This window comes from Lacrimispora sphenoides JCM 1415, assembly GCF_900105615.1.
GTDB lineage: Bacteria > Bacillota > Clostridia > Lachnospirales > Lachnospiraceae > Lacrimispora > Lacrimispora sphenoides.
Map to the genome: position 1 here is coordinate 61,602 of NZ_LT630003.1, position 21,678 is coordinate 83,279.

Sequence of the window (21,678 nt, forward strand, 5' to 3'; positions counted from 1 at the left end):
ATAATACATTCCAGGTATACCTTAAGCCTGCTATGGGCAGGAAAAAGGTAATCATTTATATTTTGTTTATTAAATAGGAGGAAAAAACTATGGGCAAGATCATTGGTATTGACTTAGGTACAACAAATAGCTGCGTGGCCGTTATGGAAGGCGGTAAACCAGTTGTTATTCCAAACAGCGAAGGCGTAAGAACCACACCATCCGTTGTAGCATTTACAAAGAACGGAGAGAGGCTTGTAGGCGAGCCTGCTAAGCGTCAGGCAGTAACTAACTCTGACCGTACCATCTCTTCCATCAAAAGACATATTGGTACAGACTATAAGGTAGCGATTGACGGAAAAAATTACAGTCCTCAGGAAATTTCTGCTATGATCCTTCAGAAATTAAAAGCAGATGCAGAGGCTTATTTAGGAGAAAAAGTAACCGAAGCGGTTATTACCGTACCGGCATATTTTAACGATGCACAGCGTCAGGCAACCAAGGATGCCGGTAAGATTGCAGGTCTTGATGTAAAGCGTATCATCAACGAGCCGACAGCTGCAGCTCTGGCTTATGGACTTGACAATGAAAAAGAGCAGAAGATCATGGTATATGACTTAGGCGGCGGTACCTTCGACGTTTCCATCATTGAAATCGGCGACGGTGTCATCGAAGTTCTTTCCACCAACGGCGATACCCGTCTGGGCGGTGATGATTTTGATAACCGCGTCACCCAGTGGATGGTAGATGAATTTAAGAAGGCAGAGGGCGTTGACTTATCCGGCGATAAGATGGCTATGCAGAGATTAAGAGAAGCTGCTGAGAAGGCAAAGAAGGAATTATCCTCTGCAACGACTACCAACATCAACCTTCCGTTTATCACTGCTACTTCAGAAGGACCAAAGCATCTGGATATGAACCTGACCAGAGCAAAATTTGATGAGCTGACATTAGATCTCATCGAGCGCACTGCGGTTCCGGTACAGAATGCATTAAGAGATGCGGGCATTACTGCATCAGAATTAGGAAAAGTATTGTTAGTAGGCGGATCTACCCGTATGCTGTCTGCACAGGAGAAAGTAAAACAGCTGACAGGCAAGGAGCCTTCCAAGTCCTTAAACCCGGATGAATGTGTTGCCATCGGCGCCAGCATCCAGGGCGGTAAGCTTGCAGGTGATGCAGGTGCAGGCGATATCCTGCTTCTGGACGTAACTCCCCTTTCCTTATCCATAGAGACCATGGGCGGTGTTGCTACCAGGCTGATTGAAAGAAATACGACGATCCCCACAAAGAAGAGCCAGATCTTCTCCACAGCGGCAGACAACCAGACAGCGGTTGATATCCACGTGGTACAGGGTGAGAGACAGTTTGCAAGAGACAATAAGACATTAGGCCAGTTCCGTCTGGATGGAATTCCACCTGCAAGAAGAGGCGTTCCTCAGATCGAAGTCACCTTTGATATTGATGCCAACGGTATCGTAAATGTTTCCGCTAAGGACTTAGGAACAGGCAAGGAACAGCATATTACCATTACTTCCGGCTCCAACATGTCTGATTCTGATATTGATAAGGCAGTTAAGGAAGCAGCTGAATATGAGGCTCAGGATAAGAAGCGTAAGGAAGGCATTGACGCAAGAAACGATGCAGACTCCATGGTATTCCAGACAGAGAAGGCTCTGCAGGAAGTAGGAGACAAGATCGATGCAAACGATAAGGCAACTGTGGAAGCGGACTTAAATGCATTAAAAGAAGCAGTTAACAGAGCTCCAATCGATGATATGACGGATGCTCAGATTGAAGATATCAAGGCAGGCAGAGAAAGACTGATGAACAGTGCACAGGCTTTATTTGCAAAGGTTTATGAGCAGGCTCAGGGCGGAGCCCAGGGCGCGGGCCCTGACATGGGAGCAGATAATGCAACCTATCAGGAAAGCGATGTAGTTGACGGCGATTACAAAGAGGTGTAAACTAGTCTGGTCAGCAGACAGGACTTTTGGAAAAGTGTTGTAGCGATACAGCACTTTTTCCGAATTTCTTCAGGCAAGAGTTCCTCAGCAAAGACGAGAGAAAACAAAGGCTTTCAGTTACCCTGATGGGTATTTGGGAACTTAGCCGTTCGGTGAGCCGAAGGTGAATCGAATTTTCTTAATCTATGAAAGGTAGACCTAAGATGGCAGAGAGTAAGAAAGATTATTATGAGACCCTGGGCATTCCAAAAGATGCGGATGATGCAGCGATTAAGAAGGCTTACAGGGCATTAGCTAAGAAATACCATCCTGACACAAATCCCGGAGATGCTGCGGCTGCTGAGAAGTTCAAGCAGGCTTCCGAGGCCTACAGTGTCCTTAGCGATCCTGATAAGAGACGTCAGTACGACCAGTTCGGTTCTGCTGCCTTTGACGGAAGCGGGGGAGCAGGCGGCTTTGGCGGCTTTGATTTTAGCGGAGCGGACATGGGAGATATATTCGGAGATATATTCGGAGATATCTTTGGCGGAGGACGTAGCAGCGCCCGTTACAATGGGCCATCTAGGGGAGCCAATGTCAGAACCAGCATCCGCATCACCTTTGAGGATGCGATTTTTGGCTGCGAGAAGGAGATTGAGATCAATTTCAAGGAAGAGTGTTCCTCTTGCCACGGAAGCGGCGCAAAAGCGGGAACCTCACCTGTTACATGTCCTAAATGTAATGGAAAAGGAAAGATCATGTATACCCAGCAATCCTTCTTCGGACAGATACAGAATGTTCAGACGTGTCCGGACTGCGGAGGCAGCGGGAAAATCGTTAAGGATAAATGCCCGGATTGCTATGGCGGCGGATACATTACAAAAAGAAAGAAATTTAAAGTCACCATTCCGGCAGGAATTGACAACGGACAGTCCGTGCGTCTTGCAGGTGCAGGTGAACCCGGAACCAATGGCGGTGAGAGAGGTGATCTGCTGGTAGAGGCAGTGGTATCCAACCATCCGATTTTCAAACGCCAGGATACCAGCATTTTCTCAACGGTACCGGTTTCCTTTGCAAATGCTGCCTTAGGCGGAAACATCCGGATCAAGACCGTGGATGGAGAAGTGGAATACGAAGTGAAGCCAGGTACCCAGACGGACACCAAGGTACGCTTAAAAGGAAAAGGTGTTCCTTCCCTGCGCAACCGGGCCATTCGGGGCGACCATTTTGTCACTTTGGTGGTTTCAGTGCCGGAGCGTATGACAGAAGTTCAAAAAGAGGCGCTTCGTAAGTTTGACGAAGCCATGAACGGCACAGTAGAAGGTGACAAACATAAAAAGAAGGGAATCTTTAAATAAGGATTCCGGAAGGTACATGGTTTTAAATGGAGGGGAAGGTATGGGAAGGTTTGCAAAAAAACTGGCCCTGACAGCCGTTGTGATATGGATAGCAGCTTTATTTCCCGCGGCAGTCATGGCCGCAGACGGGCAGTCTGTCCGGGATTTTCCAGGATGGAACGGCACGGGTACAAAAAACAAAGGGCCGATTGAAGGAAGTGCATCCTTTGACTGCTGGGATGACGACGATGACGATGATGATGATGGTCCGGGGGTCTACAGCTATCAGAGAGGCTGGCGTTACAGTCCTTCCGGCTGGTGGTTTCAGTACAGTGACGGAAGCTGGCCCTCTAACTGCTGGAAGTATATCGATGGCAGATGGTACCAGTTTAACCGGGAAGGCCATATGCTGACCGGCTGGTATACAGATGAGGGAGGCCTCCGGTATTACTTGAATCCGGTGGATGACGGTACTTTGGGTACGATGAGGATAGGCTGGCAGATTGTAGATGGAAAGGCTTATTACTTTAATACCATGTCCGATGGTTATAAGGGAAGGTTGCTTATCAATACGACCACTCCTGACGGATATAAGGTGGGTGCTGACGGTGCCTGGATTCAGTAAACTTGATTGAATGGTTTTTAAGAGGTATGGCGGAGATTTACTGCTGTACCTTTTTCTCATTATGGAGAACTGAGAAAGCTTTTCACATAAAAAACAAAGGACGCACCACACGGCTGAAATGCATCGGCCATAAGGTGCGTCCCCTGTTTTCATTACAAAAATTTTTGCTTTGTAATTTGTGAAAATAGTTCCTGTTCCAATTCCAATCGCTCAGGCGGGTGTGATGGGGTGTAATGCATCAAGGAATTTCGTTTACTTGATATTTTTTTGCCCTTGCGATCGGAACGAAACAAAAGTTATTTTCATCCGTTCAATTAGTTAATGCAACAGCATCAGTTTTTATTGCATCTTTTTTTAAAAAAATATTTTTTTTTATAAATTACGAAATAACCCTTCAAATTTCGTACATGTTAGACGCTTGCAAGCGATTTCATTGTATGTTATGATATCTTGTGATTTAAAACTGAGAGCAAAACGTTCATATACTATAATGAGAAAGTCCGGTTCCCGGATGCCAAGGAAAGGAAACAGCCTATGTACCAATACTTGATCGTGTGCCCTCTTGTTTTTCTTGCGGGTTTTGTGGATTCTATTGCAGGGGGCGGAGGACTTATATCCCTTCCGGCATATCTGGCAGCAGGGGTACCTCCTCATTTTGCCATTGGTACCAATAAACTGGGTTCCACCATGGGAACTGTGATTTCTACGGCCAGATACGCAAAGGGCGGCTATATTAAAGTAAAGCTGTCTCTGCTTGCCGCACTTTTTGCTGTGGTTGGTTCTGTGATCGGAGCGCACTTATCCATGCTTGCCAGTGAGCGGCTATTAAAGGGCATGATGCTGGCGGTGCTTCCGGTTGTTGCCTTTTATGTTCTTAAGAATAAAAACCTGGGAGATCAGGAGGAGATCAGCAGCCTGCCTGAAAAAAAGATGCTTTTGATCAGCATATGTGCAGCACTGGTCATCGGATGCTATGACGGCTTTTACGGACCAGGTACGGGAACCTTTTTACTGCTGATTTTAACCGGATTTGCCAAAATGGATGTCAGGAGCGCATCAGGCACTACGAAAGTGATTAACCTGTCCTCCAATATTGCAGCATTGGCGACTTTTTTAATAAATGGAAAGGTTTTGATCCCCTTAGGACTGGCATCAGGACTTTTCTGCATAGCAGGCCATTATATCGGATCGGGCCTTGTAGTAAAAAATGGATTAAAGATTGTGCGCCCGGTGGTTTTAGTGGTGCTTTTGTGTCTGTTTATCAAAATTATAAAAGGATAGGGAATTGCTATGAAATGGAAAAAATTTACACTGACCACCACGACAGAAGCCGTGGATTTAGTCAGCAGCATGTTTGATGAAATCGGAATAGAAGGTATTGAAATAGAAGATAACATCCCTCTTACGGAGGCGGAGACAAAAGGAATGTTTATCGATATTCTGCCGGAGCTTCCGCCCGATGAGGGTGTTGCAAAGGTCAGCTTCTATCTGGAGCCGGATTCTGACATCGACGGCATGTTAAAACGTGTGGAAGAAGGGCTTTTGGAACTTTCCATGTTCACGGATTTAGGGGAATGCACCATTGCGTCCGGTGAGACCGAGGATAAGGATTGGATCAATAACTGGAAACAGTATTTTAAGCCGTTTACCGTGGATGATATCCTGATCAAACCTACCTGGGAGGAAATCCCGGAGGAGCACAAGGACAAGCTTTTGATCGAGATCGATCCGGGAACTGCTTTTGGAACCGGACAGCATGAGACGACCCAGCTTTGTATCCGTCAGCTGCAAAAATATATTACTCCGGAGACAACCCTCCTTGACGTGGGAACCGGAAGCGGCATTCTGGGAATCACTGCCTTAAAACTGGGTGCCAAAGAAGTATTTGGAACAGACCTTGATGAAAATGCCATCATTGCTGTTAAGGAAAATATGGAAGCCAATGATATCCCTATGGACAAGTTTTTAGTATTACAGGGCAATATTATTGATGACAGGGCGGTACAGGAGAAAGCAGGCTTTGAAAAATACGATGTAGTGGTAGCTAATATTCTGGCAGACATCATCATCCTTCTTCAGAAGGAAATTTCAGTCCACATGAAAAAAGACGCTATTTTCATAACTTCCGGTATCATTAACATGAAGGAAGAGGCTGTGAAGAAAGCATTTGAGGAAAATGAAGCCTTTGAGCTTGTGGAAACCACCTATCAGGGCGAATGGGTTTCTATAACAGTCAGGAAGAAATAGGAAGAGGAACGGGGAAAAGGATGTATCACTTTTTTGTTAATCCGGATCAAATCGGAGCAGAGATAATCCGAATCACGGGGCCGGATGTGAATCATATTAAGAATGTCCTGCGGATGGGCGCCGGAGAACAGGTTTTAATCAGCAATGGCATAGACAAAGATTATCTGTGTGAGATTCTGGAAGTGGCTTCTCTGGAAGTTACGGCCAAAATCCTGTCTGTAGATGAGGGAGGCGCTGAGCTTCCTGCCAGGCTCTACCTGTTTCAGGGACTGCCAAAGGGTGATAAAATGGAGTTAATTATCCAAAAGGCTGTAGAACTTGGCGTATACCAGATCATTCCGGTGCAGACCAAACGGGCCGTGGTACGGTTGGATAAAAAGAAGGAAGAATCAAAGCTTCGCCGCTGGATGGCGGTATCAGAAAGCGCAGCCAAGCAGTCCAAGCGGCTTATCATACCGGAAATCACCGGTGTCATGACCTTTCAGGAGGCTCTTACCTTTGCAAAGGATCTTGATATAACGGTCATCCCGTTTGAACACGCAAAGGATATGGCGGAGACGAAGGATATCCTGTCATCCATTAAGCCGGGAATGAGCGCGGGGATATTTATCGGACCGGAGGGAGGCTTTGAGGATTCTGAAATGGAGCTTGCTAAGAATTTCGGAGCAAAACTGATTACCCTTGGAAAACGGATCCTGAGGACCGAAACCGCCGGCCTTGCCATTGTATCCGTGCTGGCCTTCCAGCTGGAAGACTGACAGGGGCTGGAGAAACAACTTACGGATATCCCTTTTGCCCGGAAATACGGGCAGCAAGAGGAACGCCTTTCAGGCATACCTTTACACCCGATAAAGCGGGGTGGGCACTGTCCAAAAAGCATGGACAGGGAAGAAGAAAGGAACGAGCCATATATGGAAGCTTATTTTGATAATTCGGCGACAACCAGAGTGTTGGAACCGGTAAGAGATATTGTTGTAAAAATCATGACGGAGGACTACGGGAATCCTTCCGCCAAGCATAAAAAGGGAATGGAAGCGGAACAGTATATTAAGGAAGCAGCGGAGATCATAGCCGGGACCTTAAAAGTTGCCCCAAAGGAGATTGTTTTCACCTCCGGCGGTTCAGAATCTAACAATATGGCCCTGATTGAGACTGCTATGGCCAATAAAAGGGCGGGTAACCACATCATCAGCACCGGCATAGAACATGCCTCAGTGTATAATCCTCTGGCATTTTTAGAGGAACAGGGCTTTACGGTGACTTACCTTCCTGTAGATGCCCATGGACATATCCGCCTGGAAGAGCTGGAGGCGGCAATCCGTCCGGAAACCATTCTGGTTTCCATCATGTATGTAAATAATGAAATCGGTGCGGTGGAACCCATCGAAGCCATTTCAAAGATCATAAAAAAGAAGAATCCGTCCATCCTGTTTCATGTGGATGCCATTCAGGCTTACGGAAAGTTTGTCATCCGTCCAAAGCGCCAGGGGATTGATCTTTTATCCGTCAGCGCCCATAAGATACATGGTCCAAAAGGCGTTGGATTTTTATACATTGACCAGAGGGTGAAAATAAGGCCTTTGATTTATGGAGGCGGCCAGCAGAGAGGTATGCGTTCCGGTACGGAAAATGTTCCTGGAATTGCAGGCATGGGAGTGGCGGCTAACATGATGTACACGGATCATGGAGAGAAGATGCAGTCCATGATCGCTCTTAAAGATTATATGATAGGCAGGCTTTCGGAGATCGACGGCGTTACGGTAAACACCCTGCCCGGCGATTTGTCAGCGCCTCAGATCGTCAGCGCAAGCTTTTTAGGAGTCCGAAGCGAAGTGCTTTTGCATGCTCTGGAAGATAAGGACATTTACGTGTCCTCCGGGTCTGCCTGCTCTTCCAACCATCCGGCTGTCAGCGGAACATTAAAGGGAATCGGTGTTAAACCTGAGCTTTTGGATTCCACGCTGCGGTTCAGCTTCGGGGTTTATAATAACAAAGAGGAAGTGGATTACTGCATTGATGTACTTAAGGAGCTTTTGCCTGTTTTAAGACGGTATCAGAGAGGCTGAGATTACAGAAAGAAATACCCTTCGGGTATACCTTTATGCCCCAAAATCACGGGCAGGAAAGAGGAAGGATAACAGATGCAATATCAATCATTTTTAATTAAATATGCAGAAATCGGGGTTAAAGGAAAGAACCGTTATCTGTTCGAGGATGCCCTGGTGACTCAGATCCGCCACTCCTTAAAGAGGGTGGAAGGCGATTTTATAGTTTCCAAGGAATCAGGACGTATTTATGTAAATGCAGAGTCAGAATATGATTTTGATGAGGTCATAGAAGCGTTTAAATGTATCTTCGGCATTGCCGCTATCTGCCCTATGGTTCAGGTGGATGACAATGGATACGAGGATTTAAAGAAGCAGGTGCAGTCTTATGTAGATGAATTCTACGAGGATAAGAATTTCACCTTTAAGGTCAATGCCCGCAGAGGAAATAAGAAATATCCGGTGAATTCTGAACAGATCAACCGGGATTTGGGAGAATTGATTCTTAACGCGTTTCCCGGGACAAAGGTAGATGTCCATAAGCCGGATGTGATGCTTCATGTGGAAGTCCGCAATAAGATCAATATCTATTCCCATGTCATTCCAGGTCCTGGCGGCATGCCGGTGGGAACCAATGGAAAAGCCATGCTTCTTTTATCCGGCGGTATTGACAGCCCGGTGGCCGGGTATATGATCGCAAAGCGCGGGGTTAAGATCGACGCTGTCTACTTCCATGCTCCGCCATATACCAGTGAGCGTGCCAAACAGAAGGTAATCGATTTAGCTAAGCTGGTTTCTAAATATTCCGGGCCGATTCGCCTTCATATTGTGAATTTTACGGACATCCAGCTGTACATTTATGACAAATGCCCTCATGAGGAGCTTACCATCATCATGAGACGTTATATGATGAAAATTGCGGAGCGGCTGGCAGAGGAGAGTGGATCCATGGCTCTCATAACAGGAGAGAGCATCGGACAGGTGGCTTCCCAGACCATGCAGTCTCTGGCTGCTACGGATGCAGCCACCACTATGCCGGTATTCCGCCCTGTCATCGGTTTTGACAAGCAGGAAATTGTGGATGTATCGGAAAAGATCGGTACCTATGAGACTTCCGTGCTTCCTTTTGAGGATTGCTGTACCATTTTTGTGGCAAAGCATCCGGTGACAAAACCGAGTTTGAAGATGATCGAACGGTCAGAGGAAAAGTTAGAGGAAAAGATCGGCGAACTGGTTGAAACGGCCATAAGCACGGTGGAAAAGGTTTGGTGTTAAAAAAATAAAATCGGGGTCCGGCTCCTTTTGGAAAAGGCCGGGCCCCGAAAGTCATGAAAGAAGTTCGATTCACCTGACGGCTGATCGAACGGCTGATTCTTAATCTACAATGTATGGAGATAAAACGTTTAAGATTTCATCAGCATTATTTTCAGAGTGGATATTTAAATCAATGGGTTTGGAAAGATCCAGGCTGAAGATGCCCATAATAGACTTTGCGTCAATTACGTATCTGCCGGAAACAAGATCAAAATCAGTATCAAACTTTGTTAAATCATTTACAAAAGATTTTACTTTATCGATGGAATTTAAAGATATACGAACTGTTTTCATGTGAAAAACCTCCTTGAGTGAGCTCTTTTATTTAATGAGGGACCGCTCTGGAACCGACCCTTAATCACTTCAATACTACTGATATATTGTACAAAAGTCAATGGTAATTTTACATGAAAATACTGAAAATAAAAGGATTATTTAGATAGGAGAAAACAAGATGAAAAAGGCAGCCCTGCATAATCTAGGATGCAAGGTTAATTCCTATGAAACAGAAGCCATGCAGCAGCTTCTTGAAAACGCCGGATATGAGATCGTTCCTTTTGCGGAAGGGGCAGATGTTTATATCATTAATACATGCTCCGTAACGAATATCGCGGACCGTAAATCCAGGCAGATGCTTCACAGGGCAAAGAAGATGAATCCGGAGGCAGTGGTCGTGGCAGCAGGATGCTACGTCCAGGCAGCGGGAGAAGAACTTAAAAAGGATGAAGCGGTGGATCTGGTCGTTGGCAACAATAAAAAAACCGAGCTGGTTTCTATTCTGGAAGACTACTTTGCCCAAAAGAAGAAGCCGGAAGAAATAGCCTTCGGTCAGACTGCTGCGCCTGATGAAGCGGTGGAAACGGTTATTGATATCAATGACACGATGGAGTACGAGAATCTGTCCATTGATAAGATCTCTGACCATACCAGAGCATTTATCAAGGTCCAGGATGGCTGCAACCAGTTTTGCAGCTACTGCATCATACCATATACCAGGGGACGAGTGAGAAGCCGGAAGCCCGATGAGGTGGTGGAAGAAGTAAAACGTCTGACCACTTCCGGTTATCAGGAAATCGTGCTAACAGGAATTCACTTAAGCTCCTATGGAAAGGATTTCCCTGAGGAAGAACGGCTTACTCTTCTGGATCTGATTAAAAGCATTCACGATGTGGAAGGCTTAAAGCGGATCCGTCTAGGTTCCTTAGAGCCCAGGATCGTGACTGAGGAGTTTGCGTCAGAACTTGCAGGACTTCATAAAATATGCCCTCATTTCCACTTATCCCTGCAAAGCGGATGTGATAATACCTTAAAGCGGATGAACCGCCATTACACTACTGAGGACTATTTAAACCGCTGTCAGATTTTGCGGAAGGCATTTAAAAATCCTGCCATTACCACAGATGTGATCGTAGGATTCCCGGGAGAACGCTCCGAAGATTTCCAGGTGACAAAAGAATATTTGAAAAATGTTCAGTTCTATGAGATGCATGTTTTTAAATATTCCAAAAGAAACGGCACCAGGGCGGCAGTGATGCCGGACCAGGTACCGGAATCCATAAAGGCGGAGCGCAGCAATGACCTCCTTTGCCTGGAAAAGGAAATGTCCTTGGAGTATCGGAAGTCATGGTTAGGGTCCAGGGTCGAGGTGCTCATGGAAGAGGAATACTGGTGGAATGACGTTCATTACATGATCGGCCACACCAGAGAATATGTGAAGGCCGCAGTACCCTTTGAAGAAGGCTTAAAGGGCGTAGTGATAGAGGGAACTCTGATGGAACTTATGAACGATGAGGTGGCATTTTTAAAGTATTGAGAGACAAAATTTATTTTTGGCTTGCCGAATCCAAACTTTTGGTTTAGAATATAGTAGAACAGTTAAAGGACGTGAGAAACATGGGCGATATTCATAATACGCAATTTTTCAAGGCAGTGCAGGAAAATAAACTGAATGTAAGCCAGGTGCTGGAACAGGTTTATATTGCCCTTAATGAAAAGGGCTATAATCCTGTTAACCAGATCGTGGGCTATATTATGTCAGGAGATCCTACTTATATTACCAGCCATAAGAACGCAAGAAGTCTTATCATGAAAGTTGAGCGGGATGAGATTCTGGAAGAACTTATGGGAGTATATATTGATACGAAGTTGAAATAAGGCTGTGGATAATCATAAGTCTAGCTGTCAGATGAAGTGGAAGTAGGCGGAGTCTGACAGTTTGTTTTTATACGGTTGGCTTTGGACCAGCTTTCTTTTGCTGCATAAAGATTGGAAAAAAAGAGCAACCTTGGAGGAAAATATGAGGATTATGGGGCTTGATTACGGTTCTAAAACTGTAGGAGTTGCAGTTTCCGACTTACTTGGTATAACCGCCCATGGAGTGGAGACAATTACGAGAGAAGACGAAAATAAACTGAGAAAGACCTGTGCCCGGATTGAGGAACTGATTCGGGAATATGAGATTGAAGCCATAGTCCTTGGCTATCCGAAAAATATGAATAATACGGCCGGTGACCGGGCCGAGAAAACGGAACAGTTTAAAGAGATGCTGGAGAGGCGGACTGGACTTACCGTCATTCTATGGGATGAACGGCTTACAACCGTTGCATCGGAGAGAATATTACAGGAAAGCGGTGTAAGACGAGAACACCGCAAGGCAGTCATTGATAAGGTGGCGGCAGGGCTGATCCTGCAGGGCTATCTGGACAGCTTAAAGCAGGAGACAGGAAATGAACAGTGATGAGAAGAAGATTACCCTGACAACGGATTCAGGGGAACACGTGGAGTTTTACGTTCTGGAGGAAACCAGAATTAATGGGATGAATTATCTGCTGGTAACTGATGCGGCAGATGACGATGACGAAGGGGAATGTTACATCTTAAAGGATTTGTCAAAGCAGGAAGACAGCCAGGCTTTGTATGAATTTGTAGAGGATGATAACGAAATAGATTATTTATTTAAGATATTTTCCGAACTGCTTGACGGAGCAGATGTGGATATCCAAATTTGAAAGAAAAGCATCTTTCACACAAAAATGATGGTGAGTAATTGAGGGACTGTTAATGAAACAGGAAATATTTAAAAATATGCTTCGAGAGAAAGGACTCAAGGTGACCAACCAGCGCATGCTGGTACTGGAACTCATGGCAGAGCGCCCCGGGCAGCATCTGACTGCGGAAGAGATCTATGATCTGGCCAGGCAGGAGTGCCCGGAGATTGGGCTTGCCACGATTTACAGGACCGTGCAGGTACTTGTGGATCTATCTGTGATTGACAAGGTCAGTTTTGATGATGGATTCGCCCGCTATGAATTAGGGGGCTTGGATCGTGAGTCCAGACATCACCACCACCACGCAATTTGCAACCGATGCGGAAACGTATTTTCCTTCCAAGGCGATTTACTGGATACGCTGGAGCAGGCCCTTCTTGACAGGACAGGTTTTCTTGTGACCGATCATGAAGTGAAGCTGCACGGGTATTGCAGGGAATGCCGGGAAGCAATGGAAGAAGAACAGGACGGAAAATCATAAGATGGAGGTAAAATATTGAAAAAACAAGACAGTAACGCGAAAGTTAAAATCATTCCTTTAGGCGGAATGGAGCAGATCGGTATGAATATCACTGCTTTTGAATGTGAAGACAGCATCATCATTGTGGACTGCGGACTTGCATTCCCAACCGATGATATGTTAGGAATCGATCTGGTGATACCGGATGTCTCTTACTTAAAACAGAACATTGATAAAGTAAAGGGATTTGTTATCACCCATGGCCACGAGGACCATATCGGCGCTCTTCCCTACATTTTAAGGGATGTCAATGTGCCGGTATATGGAACAAAGCTTACCATTGCCCTGATCGAGAACAAGCTGAAAGAACATAATTTATTAAAAAACACCAAGAGAAAGGTGATCAAGCACGGACAATCCGTTAATTTAGGCTGTTTCCGTATCGAATTTATCAAGACCAACCACAGCATCGCCGATGCCTCCGCCCTTGCCATTTTTTCTCCGGCCGGCGTGATTCTGCATACAGGCGATTTTAAGATTGACTATACTCCCGTATTCGGGGAACCGGCTGATTTGGAGCGTTTTGCCGAGCTGGGCAAAAAGGGCGTTCTGGCCCTGATGTGTGACAGCACCAATGCGACGAGAGCAGGGTTTACTCCCTCGGAAAAGACCGTGGGAAAAACCTTTGATAACATTTTTGCAGACCATAAGAATAACCGCATCATTGTAGCCACCTTTGCTTCAAACGTGGACAGGGTACAGCAGGTCATCAATTCCGCAGCCAAGTATGGCCGCAAAGTAGTGGTTGAGGGCCGCAGCATGGTCAATGTGATTGGCACGGCCAGTGAGCTTGGCTATATTAATATTCCGGATGGAACTCTCATTGAAATTGACCAGTTAAAGAATTATCCCGATGAGCAGACGGTGCTCATCACCACCGGAAGTCAGGGAGAATCCATGGCAGCACTTTCCCGAATGGCAAGCAGCACCCATAAAAAGATTTCCATTAAGCCAACCGATGTAATAATTTTAAGTTCCCATCCGATCCCTGGCAATGAAAAGGCTGTTTCCAAGGTTATAAACGAGCTTTCCATGAAGGGAGCAGAGGTCATCAGCGATGACACTCATGTATCAGGACATGCATGCCAGGAGGAAATCAAGCTGATGTATGCTCTGGTCCGTCCCAAATACGCCATCCCGGTTCACGGTGAATACCGTCATATCATGGCCCAGAAGAATCTGGTTCAGGCGATGGGAACCCCTAAGGAGAATGTGATTATCATGTCCTCCGGTGATGTGGTGGAGCTGGGACAGGAATCCTGGAAGATCGTGGACCATGTGCAGGCAGGAGGAATCCTGGTAGATGGTCTTGGCGTCGGAGATGTAGGAAATATCGTTTTAAGAGACAGGCAGAACCTGGCACAGAACGGAATTATCGTGGTGGTTCTGACCCTGGAGAAATATTCCAATCAGCTTTTGGCAGGTCCGGATATTGTATCCAGAGGATTTGTTTATGTGCGTGAGTCTGAGGATTTAATGGAGGAGGCAAGGAACATTGTCAATGACGCTGTTGCTGACTGCCTGGACCGCCATGTCAATGACTGGGGTAAGATTAAGAATGTGATACGGGATAGCTTAAGCGACTTTTTATGGAAGCGGATGAAACGGAATCCTATGATTCTGCCAATCATTATGGAAGTATAGAACAGGGTATCCCTTTATGCCTGTAAAGCGTGCAATAAGATGAAACACCCTGCGGGTATCCCTTTATGCCCTGCAAGGCGGGCGAAAACAATGAAAGGAAGCAGGATATGAGCCGTGCGACGAAAGAGATTAATAAAATAACTGGAGCAGTCATTGCGATTTCAAGCAGGCTTATTATCCTTGCCCTGGTGATCCTTCTCCTTTATGAGGGAGTTACAAGAGGATATGAGTTCGGTCATGAGATATTCTATGCCTCTGCAATGGAAGCAGAGCCGGGACGTGACAAGGAGATAACCATTAACAAAGGAACTTCCGTGTCCCAGGCGGCAAAGATTTTAAAGGACAGTGGTTTGATATCCAATGAATATTCCTTTATCATACAGGCGGAGTTTTTTGATTATAAGGTAAAACCGGGAGACTATACCTTTAACACTTCCATGACCTCAAAGGAAATCCTTCAGATAATGAATGAGAATACAGAGGAAAAGGAAGTAAAAAAATGATTGTAAACGACAGGATAACGGATTATATAAAGTCTCTGGAAACAGACAGAAGCCCGCTCCTTATAAAGATCGGAAAAAAGGCGAGACAGGAAGGTGTCCCGATCATCAGGGAAGAAACTGCCGCTTTTCTGCAGACAATGACTACCGCCATGAGGCCAAAGGCCATACTGGAGGTGGGGACGGCGGTGGGTTACTCTACTCTTTTAATGGCCGAGGCTATGCCGCCTGACTGCCATATCACCACCATAGAAAAATATGAAAAAAGGATTCCAGAGGCCAAAGAAAATTTTATAGAGGCCGGAGAGACAAAGCGGATCACCTTGCTAGAAGGAGATGCGCAGGAGATATTAAAGGGGCTTGACCGCCCCTTTGACCTTGTTTTCATGGATGCGGCCAAGGGGCAGTATCTTTTGTGGCTGCCAAGGATTTTAGAGCTTATGGCTCCAGGAGGGATGTTGATTTCCGATAATGTCCTTCAGGATGGGGATATCATAGAATCCCGCTATGCGGTGGAGCGCCGGAACCGGACCATTCACGGGCGGATGCGGGAATACTTATATGAGCTTAAGCATTCTGAACGGCTTACAACGACCATTGTACCAATCGGCGATGGGATTACCGTCAGCATTCTGATCTAATTTACTTAATGAAGGAAGCAAATGGCGGCATGAATATAACCGAATTGCGAATATCCGCTTGACCCTATAAAACACTTAGCAAATTAGACGTTCGATGAGCCGTAAGGCGAGTCGGACTTCTTTAAATATGGACATAAGAAAGGATTTTCATGAGAAAGACCGAACTTTTGATTCCGGCAGGCAGCCTGGAAGTACTTAAAACTGCGGTAGTTTACGGCGCAGACGCTGTCTACATCGGGGGAGAAGCCTTTGGCCTCCGCGCCAAGGCAAAGAATTTTACAATGGAAGAGATCCGGGAAGGAATTGTCTTTGCCCACGAAAGAGGGGTAAAGGTCTACGTCACGGCCAACATTCTGGCCCATAATGATGACTTGACCGGAGTTGAGGAATATTTTAAAGAATTAAAAGAAACAGGCCTTGATGCCTTGATCATCTCCGATCCGGGAGTATTTGCTATTGCAAAGCGAATCATGCCGGATCTGGAAATTCATATCAGCACTCAGGCAAACAACACCAATTACGGGACCTATCTGTTCTGGCACCAGCTTGGAGCCAAACGGGTCGTTTCCGCCAGGGAGCTTTCTTTGGCAGAGATTAAAGAAATACGCAGCCAGATTCCGGAAGACATGGAAATTGAAAGCTTCATCCATGGAGCGATGTGCATTTCCTATTCCGGGCGTTGTCTTTTAAGCAATTTTATGACAGGAAGAGATGCCAATCAGGGAGCCTGTACCCATCCATGCCGCTGGAAGTATTCCATCGTTGAGGAACAACGTCCCGGAGAATACATGCCAGTCTATGAAAATGAGCGGGGAACCTATATCTTCAATTCCAAGGATTTATGCATGATCGAACATATCCCGGAGATGATGGATGCAGGGATTGACAGCTTTAAGATCGAGGGCCGCATGAAAACCGCCCTTTATGTAGCCACTGTGGCCAGAACCTACCGGAAGGCCATTGATGATTATAACAAGGATCCTGAAATCTACCGGGCCAATATGGAGTGGTACCGCTCCGAAATCGGTAAATGCACTTACCGGGAATTTACCACCGGCTTTTATTTTAGCAAGCCTGATTCCACCACCCAGATCTATGACAACAATACTTATGTAAAAAACTATACGTATCTGGGAACCATTGACGCAGTGGATGAGAGAGGATTTGCCCGTACCACGCAGAAGAACAAGTTTTCCGTAGGAGACACCATTGAGGTGATGAAGCCTGATGGCAGGAACTTAGAAGTCCTTGTAAAAGCCATTTATGATGAAGAAGGAAATTCCCAGGAAAGCGCCCCTCATTCCAAGCAGGTGCTGTACTTAGAGCTTGAAGGGGACGTACCGCAGGAATACGATATTTTGCGCTGCAAAGCCTGATCAGGCCGGAAAATAGTCGAACATTTTCCGAAACTGGGAAGGAGTGCAGTTGTTTCTCTGCTTAAAGATCCGGTTAAAGGATGATAAGCTTAAAAATCCAGACTGGAGGGCAACGTCCATAATGGATAAATCCGGATTTTCCAACAGCTCCTTGGCCTTGGAAATACGGACGGAAGTGATGTACTCCGGCAGGGAGGTCTGGTAGTGGGCCTTAAAGATTCTGGAAAAATGGTATTTGCTGAAGCCTGCAAAGGCAGCTATGTCCTCTAAGCTGACCGGCTCTTATAGCGCTGCCCGATATATTCCGTCACCAGATCGAACTTTTTATCATAAGCCTTTTGCTGCGGCGTTTTCTGGGCGGAAAGCTTGTGTTCGATCTGACAGTTGTGTTCTCCAATAACAATAAAAAAATGTAGAAGCTCTTCATACATGCGCATTTCTTTAAAGGAAATGCTGCTGTAGTAGAGCTTTTTTATTTTTAACAAATATCTATAGGGTTCTCCGTAAAAGAAGCGCTGCCGTTTACCTCCAGAATGGGCTGACAGAACAAAAGCTGCTTATGATGGATGAAATCCTGCAGCTGAGGTAAAAACAAGTCGGAGAACTGGACGACCAGGCAGGGGCTTAGACTGTTTTTGGTCAGAGAATGAAGGCTGCGGGGAGGGATTAGGACAAACTGGTTTGCTTTCAGCAGAAAGACTTCATTATCCAGGGTCTTTTTGTTTGCTGGCTGCTCTTTAAATGTGTATTATTAATAAAAAAATATAAATTTTTTATTAATAATGCATATAGTATCTCTATTTTTTATGTGATATATTATATCTTGAAACTGATATATCAGATGAAATTTTAGTTACGACGCGAAGAATCAAATCCGGAAACAGGTATGAAGCTGCAAAAAATTACAATTAAAAAGGAGAGAGAAACGATGCTTGACATTATTACTGGCATATTGCTGCTGCTGGTCTTTGTGGGGCTGGTAGTGTACTGCATGAAAGGCGGAAATCTTCTGATCGGGTTTATCGCCACAGCCGTTTTGTGGTGTATCATTGGACGTGTGCCGATCAATGAGGTGGTAAGCGATGTATTCCAAAAGCCGTTAGATGATTATGGGAAGACCATAGCAATCATTATCTTTGGTGCATGGTTTGGGCGTATCCTGGTCGATACGGGAATTGCCGGCTATATCATTAAAAAGACTGTAGAATTTGCGGGTGACAGGCCCCTTGTAACTACATTATTACTATGCATTACCTGTAATCTGCTTTTTACCAGCGTTTTTGGTGTAGGTTCCGTTATGGCAATCGGTATGATCGTACTTCCCATTCTGTTTTCCATGGGAGTGGAAAAAAGAGCGGCTTTAGGCGCCTATATGCTGTCTGTTGCAGGCGGAATGTACTTAAATATTGCTTATGTAAGCCAGTTTGAGAAAGTATTCGGTGAAGAAGTGGCTTCCTATAATGACAACTACATTCGTTTTGCCCTGATGGCAACTGCCATTCACATGGTCATTATGATTGCATTTGTCGTGTACCATCATTTTAAAAGCAGTAAAAGGGGAAGAAGACGGGCCTGGGAGGCCGGTGTCCAGGATAGCTACGAGGAAAGACCTCTTGGCTGGTACTGCTTTATCGTACCCTTTGTACCCATTGCAATGGTAGGTATTTTTAAATGGCAGCCAGTTCCCGCCTTCCTGTTAGGAAGCTTTGTAGGTCTTTTATTTACACGGAATTTAAGAACTTACAAAACTGCTGTGGATAAGACCCAGAAGACGTTATATGATGGCGTTGCAGACAGCGGACTTCTGATCGGTATGCTTTACAGCGTAAATATTTTCCAGGGAGCTGCTACTAAGGTTGTTCCTTATCTTCAGACCTTGCTTGGAGATGTTGTTCCAAGATCCGAGATTGTGGTTCTGGCTGCATTCTGTATCCTGGCGCCTCTGGCACTGTTCCGCGGACCGTTAATGATCTGGGGTTCCGGTATTGCCCTGTATTCCATTTTAAATGCAACGGGAGCATTTAATCCACATTTCCTGTATGCTATTTTCTTAATCCCTCCGGTTGCTATTGTAGCAAGTGCGTGTCCAACTCAGTCCTGGACCATGTGGGGCTTAAGCTATGCAAAGGTAGAACCGAAACAGTACATAAAGACCAACCTGCCGTGGGCCTGGGCAAGCCTTATTGCCATTGAAATTCTTATTTACTTTACGATAGGAAGAATGGTTTAATTCTTTGTTTTGGTAGATGAAAAAGTTTCACAGACAGGGGCATGCATAAAGTCTGTATGCCCTTGTCCGTTTTAGATGGAGGACAACGAATGAGCAACAGAGCAATAAGAATCGGCATTGATGTGGGCGGAACCCATACAAAGGCCGTAGCGATAGACAACAGCACAAACGAAATTGTAGGGAAAGGGTCGGTAATGACAACCCACCACGACGAAAACGGAGTGGCAACAGGTGTTGTGGAAGCATTTAAAAAATGTCTTTCTGAGAATGATATTAAACCGGAAGAAGTAATTTTTATTGCTCACAGCACCACTCAGGCTACCAATGCTTTGTTAGAAGGAGATGTGGCCAAAGTCGGAGTGATCGGAATGAGCGGCGGCGGTCTGGAGGCATTCTTTACAAAACGCCAGACAAAAATCAAGGATATTGATTTAGGCACCGGAAAGTGGATCAATATTGACCATAGTTTTATGAAAACCAAGGACATGACACCGGATAACGTATCTTCTGTGATCAAAAAGATGGCAGATCAGGGAGATAAGGTGATCGTAGCCAGCAAGGCATTTGGCGTAGATAATATGAAAGAAGAGCGCATGGTTGCAGAGATTGCGGAAGGCCAGGGAATCCCCTGTACCGTGGCTTCTGATATTACAAAACTCTATGGCCTGACAACCCGCACCCGCACCGCCTGCCTCAATGCATCGATCCTGCCGAAAATGCTGGACACTGCCAATTCCACAGAACGAAGTGTACGTGCCGCAAAGGTAACGGTTCCCCTTATGATCATGCGCGGTGACGGCGGAGTCATGGAAATCAATGAAATGAAAAAGCGCCCTATCCTTACCATGCTCTCAGGTCCTGCGGCCAGCGTGATCGGAGCCCTTATGTATCTGAGGGCTTCCAACGGTATTTATTTTGAGGTTGGCGGAACCTCTACCAACATCGGGGTGATCAAAAACGGCCGTCCGGCAGTGGATTATTCCATTATCGGAGGACACAGAACCTATGTAAACAGCTTGGATGTCCGGGTGCTGGGTGTTGCCGGCGGAAGTATGATCCGTGCAAAAAAGGGTGCCATCGTTGATGTGGGTCCCCGTTCCGCCCATATTGCAAATATGGGATATGCGTGTTTCACAGAGCCGGAGCTGTTTGAAGGGGCAGAATTATATTACATCAAGCCTCGTGAAAATGATCCCAGTGACTATGTGGCGATCCGCTTAAAGAACGGCGAAAGCGTAACCATCACAAATACCTGCGCTGCCAATGTACTTGGAATTCTGGAAGACGGGGATTACGCAATGGGTAATTACGAATCCAGCTGCAAAGCCATGCAGCTTCTGGCTGATGAAGTAGGCTTGTCCATTGAAGATACGGCAAGAGCAGTTCTTCAGAAGGCTTGTGATAAAATCAAACCAGTCATTGAGGACCTGATCGATAAATATAAAATCGAAAGAGAACAGATCGTATTAGTTGGCGCCGGAGGCGGTGCCGGAACACTGTTGACCTTTACAGCCAATGAAATGAATTTTAAATACCAGATACCGGTAAATGCCGAGGTTATTTCTTCTATCGGTGTGGCACTGGCCATGGTAAGGGAAATGGTAGAGCGGACCATTCCCAATCCCACTGCGGAAGATATAGCAGCCCTTAAGAAAGAAGCGAAAGCTTTGGCCATGAACAGCGGTGCAGTGGAAGACAGCATTGAAGTCTATGTGGAAATTGATGAGCAGGCCCAGAAGGTTACGGCAATTGCAATGGGTTCTACGGAAGTTAAGACCACAGACTTAATGAAGAATTGTGATGAGGAAGAAGCGCTTCAAATCGCAGCAGAATCCATTGGCCTGGAACAGTCAAAGATGAAGATGGCCGGAAGCAATGGTTCTATCTTTGTAGTAACTGCAGAAAAAGACGGGAAGACTCCCGTGAGAATGATAGATAAAAAAGGCTTTGTGAAAGTACAAAGATCCAATGGTACGGTACTGGTAACAACGAAATCCAGGCTCCGTGAGGATTTAAAACTGGCTTGGGATAAGGCCAGCAATTTTTCAAGTGAAGTAAGGATCAATCCGGATTGCTATATTGCCGCAGAATCCAGGGTAATCGATTATTCCGGAATTCCGGCCCTGGAACAGGTATCCGGATTGGCCGGGGTTGAGCTTATTGATATAAAGGAAGATGCAGAAATCATCCTGGTCCTGGCCCGCAACGAGCTGTAAGAGATGGAGCA

22 protein-coding genes are annotated in these 21,678 nt (G+C 45.7%); 19 read left to right on the forward strand and 3 right to left on the reverse strand.

The annotated features are described in order from the left end of the window. Nucleotides 1–89: 89 nt before the first annotated feature. From dnaK to thiI, 8 genes are all read left to right on the forward strand, one after another. Nucleotides 90–1,946 carry a molecular chaperone DnaK gene (gene dnaK, locus BMX69_RS00235; RefSeq protein ID WP_054790624.1) on the forward strand — a complete coding sequence of 619 codons (1,857 nt, stop codon included), beginning with the start codon at nucleotides 90–92 and terminating at the stop codon, nucleotides 1,944–1,946. A gap of 203 nt (nucleotides 1,947–2,149) precedes the next feature. Next, on the forward strand, nucleotides 2,150–3,283 hold the full coding sequence (gene dnaJ, locus BMX69_RS00240) for a molecular chaperone DnaJ (RefSeq protein WP_054790625.1): 1,134 nt from the start codon (nucleotides 2,150–2,152) through the stop codon (nucleotides 3,281–3,283). Nucleotides 3,284–3,323: 40 nt separating this feature from the next. Next, nucleotides 3,324–3,887 carry a glucan-binding protein gene (locus BMX69_RS00245; protein ID WP_100041210.1) on the forward strand — a complete coding sequence of 188 codons (564 nt, stop codon included), beginning with the start codon at nucleotides 3,324–3,326 and terminating at the stop codon, nucleotides 3,885–3,887. 534 nt (nucleotides 3,888–4,421) lie between these two features. Beyond that, nucleotides 4,422–5,168, forward strand: a complete 747-nt coding sequence (locus BMX69_RS00250; protein WP_100041211.1) for a sulfite exporter TauE/SafE family protein — start codon at nucleotides 4,422–4,424, stop codon at nucleotides 5,166–5,168. A 9-nt stretch (nucleotides 5,169–5,177) separates the two neighbouring features. Continuing rightward, on the forward strand, nucleotides 5,178–6,134 hold the full coding sequence (gene prmA, locus BMX69_RS00255; RefSeq protein ID WP_100041212.1) for a 50S ribosomal protein L11 methyltransferase: 957 nt from the start codon (nucleotides 5,178–5,180) through the stop codon (nucleotides 6,132–6,134). A gap of 20 nt (nucleotides 6,135–6,154) precedes the next feature. Next, nucleotides 6,155–6,892 carry a 16S rRNA (uracil(1498)-N(3))-methyltransferase gene (locus BMX69_RS00260; protein ID WP_100043729.1) on the forward strand — a complete coding sequence of 246 codons (738 nt, stop codon included), beginning with the start codon at nucleotides 6,155–6,157 and terminating at the stop codon, nucleotides 6,890–6,892. Nucleotides 6,893–7,045: 153 nt separating this feature from the next. Then, nucleotides 7,046–8,200 carry a cysteine desulfurase family protein gene (locus BMX69_RS00265; protein WP_100043730.1) on the forward strand — a complete coding sequence of 385 codons (1,155 nt, stop codon included), beginning with the start codon at nucleotides 7,046–7,048 and terminating at the stop codon, nucleotides 8,198–8,200. A gap of 75 nt (nucleotides 8,201–8,275) precedes the next feature. Further along, nucleotides 8,276–9,454, forward strand: a complete 1,179-nt coding sequence (thiI, locus tag BMX69_RS00270) for a tRNA uracil 4-sulfurtransferase ThiI (RefSeq protein ID WP_100041213.1) — start codon at nucleotides 8,276–8,278, stop codon at nucleotides 9,452–9,454. Nucleotides 9,455–9,553: 99 nt separating this feature from the next. Here thiI and BMX69_RS00275 read toward each other — a convergent pair whose 3' ends face one another. Then, on the reverse strand, nucleotides 9,554–9,787 hold the full coding sequence (locus BMX69_RS00275; protein ID WP_013271604.1) for an HPr family phosphocarrier protein: 234 nt from the start codon (nucleotides 9,785–9,787) through the stop codon (nucleotides 9,554–9,556). Nucleotides 9,788–9,947: 160 nt separating this feature from the next. Between BMX69_RS00275 and mtaB the strand changes: the two genes are divergently transcribed. From mtaB to BMX69_RS00320, 9 genes are all read left to right on the forward strand, one after another. Next, entirely contained in the window at nucleotides 9,948–11,306 is a 1,359-nt protein-coding gene (mtaB, locus tag BMX69_RS00280) for a tRNA (N(6)-L-threonylcarbamoyladenosine(37)-C(2))-methylthiotransferase MtaB (RefSeq protein ID WP_054790627.1), read from the forward strand. An 80-nt stretch (nucleotides 11,307–11,386) separates the two neighbouring features. Beyond that, nucleotides 11,387–11,647 carry an IreB family regulatory phosphoprotein gene (locus BMX69_RS00285; RefSeq protein WP_054790628.1) on the forward strand — a complete coding sequence of 87 codons (261 nt, stop codon included), beginning with the start codon at nucleotides 11,387–11,389 and terminating at the stop codon, nucleotides 11,645–11,647. 142 nt (nucleotides 11,648–11,789) lie between these two features. Further along, nucleotides 11,790–12,230: a Holliday junction resolvase RuvX gene (ruvX, locus tag BMX69_RS00290; protein ID WP_242941332.1), complete on the forward strand. Its 441-nt coding sequence runs from the start codon at nucleotides 11,790–11,792 to the stop codon at nucleotides 12,228–12,230. Continuing rightward, entirely contained in the window at nucleotides 12,220–12,501 is a 282-nt protein-coding gene (locus BMX69_RS00295; RefSeq protein WP_054790629.1) for a DUF1292 domain-containing protein, read from the forward strand. Before ruvX ends, BMX69_RS00295 begins: the two co-directional genes overlap by 11 nt. Nucleotides 12,502–12,553: 52 nt before the next feature. Next, entirely contained in the window at nucleotides 12,554–13,021 is a 468-nt protein-coding gene (locus BMX69_RS00300) for a Fur family transcriptional regulator (RefSeq protein WP_025231564.1), read from the forward strand. Nucleotides 13,022–13,036: 15 nt separating this feature from the next. Further along, nucleotides 13,037–14,704, forward strand: coding sequence for a ribonuclease J (locus BMX69_RS00305; protein ID WP_100041215.1), 1,668 nt, complete (start codon nucleotides 13,037–13,039; stop codon nucleotides 14,702–14,704). Nucleotides 14,705–14,769: 65 nt separating this feature from the next. Next, complete coding sequence (locus BMX69_RS00310; RefSeq protein ID WP_242941333.1) at nucleotides 14,770–15,207, forward strand: endolytic transglycosylase MltG; 438 nt, start codon at nucleotides 14,770–14,772, stop codon at nucleotides 15,205–15,207. Next, the gene (locus BMX69_RS00315) at nucleotides 15,204–15,845 is read left to right on the forward strand and encodes an O-methyltransferase (RefSeq protein ID WP_100041216.1); all 642 of its coding nucleotides are present in this window, start codon (nucleotides 15,204–15,206) and stop codon (nucleotides 15,843–15,845) included. Before BMX69_RS00310 ends, BMX69_RS00315 begins: the two co-directional genes overlap by 4 nt. 149 nt (nucleotides 15,846–15,994) lie before the next feature. Next, entirely contained in the window at nucleotides 15,995–17,221 is a 1,227-nt protein-coding gene (locus BMX69_RS00320; RefSeq protein WP_054790630.1) for a peptidase U32 family protein, read from the forward strand. Here BMX69_RS00320 and BMX69_RS25175 read toward each other — a convergent pair whose 3' ends face one another. Beyond that, nucleotides 17,222–17,482: a helix-turn-helix transcriptional regulator gene (locus tag BMX69_RS25175; protein ID WP_100041217.1), complete on the reverse strand. Its 261-nt coding sequence runs from the start codon at nucleotides 17,480–17,482 to the stop codon at nucleotides 17,222–17,224. Between the two features lie 5 nt (nucleotides 17,483–17,487). After that, complete coding sequence (locus tag BMX69_RS00330; RefSeq protein ID WP_100041218.1) at nucleotides 17,488–17,706, reverse strand: hypothetical protein; 219 nt, start codon at nucleotides 17,704–17,706, stop codon at nucleotides 17,488–17,490. 443 nt (nucleotides 17,707–18,149) lie between these two features. Between BMX69_RS00330 and BMX69_RS00335 the strand changes: the two genes are divergently transcribed. Both BMX69_RS00335 and BMX69_RS00340 read left to right on the forward strand, forming a co-directional pair. Beyond that, the gene (locus BMX69_RS00335; RefSeq protein WP_054790631.1) at nucleotides 18,150–19,451 is read left to right on the forward strand and encodes a citrate transporter; all 1,302 of its coding nucleotides are present in this window, start codon (nucleotides 18,150–18,152) and stop codon (nucleotides 19,449–19,451) included. 89 nt (nucleotides 19,452–19,540) lie between these two features. Beyond that, nucleotides 19,541–21,667, forward strand: a complete 2,127-nt coding sequence (locus tag BMX69_RS00340) for a hydantoinase/oxoprolinase family protein (protein ID WP_100041219.1) — start codon at nucleotides 19,541–19,543, stop codon at nucleotides 21,665–21,667. Nucleotides 21,668–21,678: the final 11 nt, after the last annotated feature.

Coding starts and splice junctions, on each gene's coding strand:
- dnaK (WP_054790624.1), top strand. CDS start 90: ATGGGCAAGATCATTGGTATTGACTTAGGTACAACAAATAGCTGCGTG.
- dnaJ (WP_054790625.1), top strand. CDS start 2,150: ATGGCAGAGAGTAAGAAAGATTATTATGAGACCCTGGGCATTCCAAAA.
- BMX69_RS00245 (WP_100041210.1), top strand. CDS start 3,324: ATGGGAAGGTTTGCAAAAAAACTGGCCCTGACAGCCGTTGTGATATGG.
- BMX69_RS00250 (WP_100041211.1), top strand. CDS start 4,422: ATGTACCAATACTTGATCGTGTGCCCTCTTGTTTTTCTTGCGGGTTTT.
- prmA (WP_100041212.1), top strand. CDS start 5,178: ATGAAATGGAAAAAATTTACACTGACCACCACGACAGAAGCCGTGGAT.
- BMX69_RS00260 (WP_100043729.1), top strand. CDS start 6,155: ATGTATCACTTTTTTGTTAATCCGGATCAAATCGGAGCAGAGATAATC.
- BMX69_RS00265 (WP_100043730.1), top strand. CDS start 7,046: ATGGAAGCTTATTTTGATAATTCGGCGACAACCAGAGTGTTGGAACCG.
- thiI (WP_100041213.1), top strand. CDS start 8,276: ATGCAATATCAATCATTTTTAATTAAATATGCAGAAATCGGGGTTAAA.
- BMX69_RS00275 (WP_013271604.1), bottom strand. CDS start 9,787: ATGAAAACAGTTCGTATATCTTTAAATTCCATCGATAAAGTAAAATCT.
- mtaB (WP_054790627.1), top strand. CDS start 9,948: ATGAAAAAGGCAGCCCTGCATAATCTAGGATGCAAGGTTAATTCCTAT.
- BMX69_RS00285 (WP_054790628.1), top strand. CDS start 11,387: ATGGGCGATATTCATAATACGCAATTTTTCAAGGCAGTGCAGGAAAAT.
- ruvX (WP_242941332.1), top strand. CDS start 11,790: ATGAGGATTATGGGGCTTGATTACGGTTCTAAAACTGTAGGAGTTGCA.
- BMX69_RS00295 (WP_054790629.1), top strand. CDS start 12,220: ATGAACAGTGATGAGAAGAAGATTACCCTGACAACGGATTCAGGGGAA.
- BMX69_RS00300 (WP_025231564.1), top strand. CDS start 12,554: ATGAAACAGGAAATATTTAAAAATATGCTTCGAGAGAAAGGACTCAAG.
- BMX69_RS00310 (WP_242941333.1), top strand. CDS start 14,770: ATGCCCTGCAAGGCGGGCGAAAACAATGAAAGGAAGCAGGATATGAGC.
- BMX69_RS00315 (WP_100041216.1), top strand. CDS start 15,204: ATGATTGTAAACGACAGGATAACGGATTATATAAAGTCTCTGGAAACA.
- BMX69_RS00320 (WP_054790630.1), top strand. CDS start 15,995: ATGAGAAAGACCGAACTTTTGATTCCGGCAGGCAGCCTGGAAGTACTT.
- BMX69_RS00335 (WP_054790631.1), top strand. CDS start 18,150: ATGCTTGACATTATTACTGGCATATTGCTGCTGCTGGTCTTTGTGGGG.
- BMX69_RS00340 (WP_100041219.1), top strand. CDS start 19,541: ATGAGCAACAGAGCAATAAGAATCGGCATTGATGTGGGCGGAACCCAT.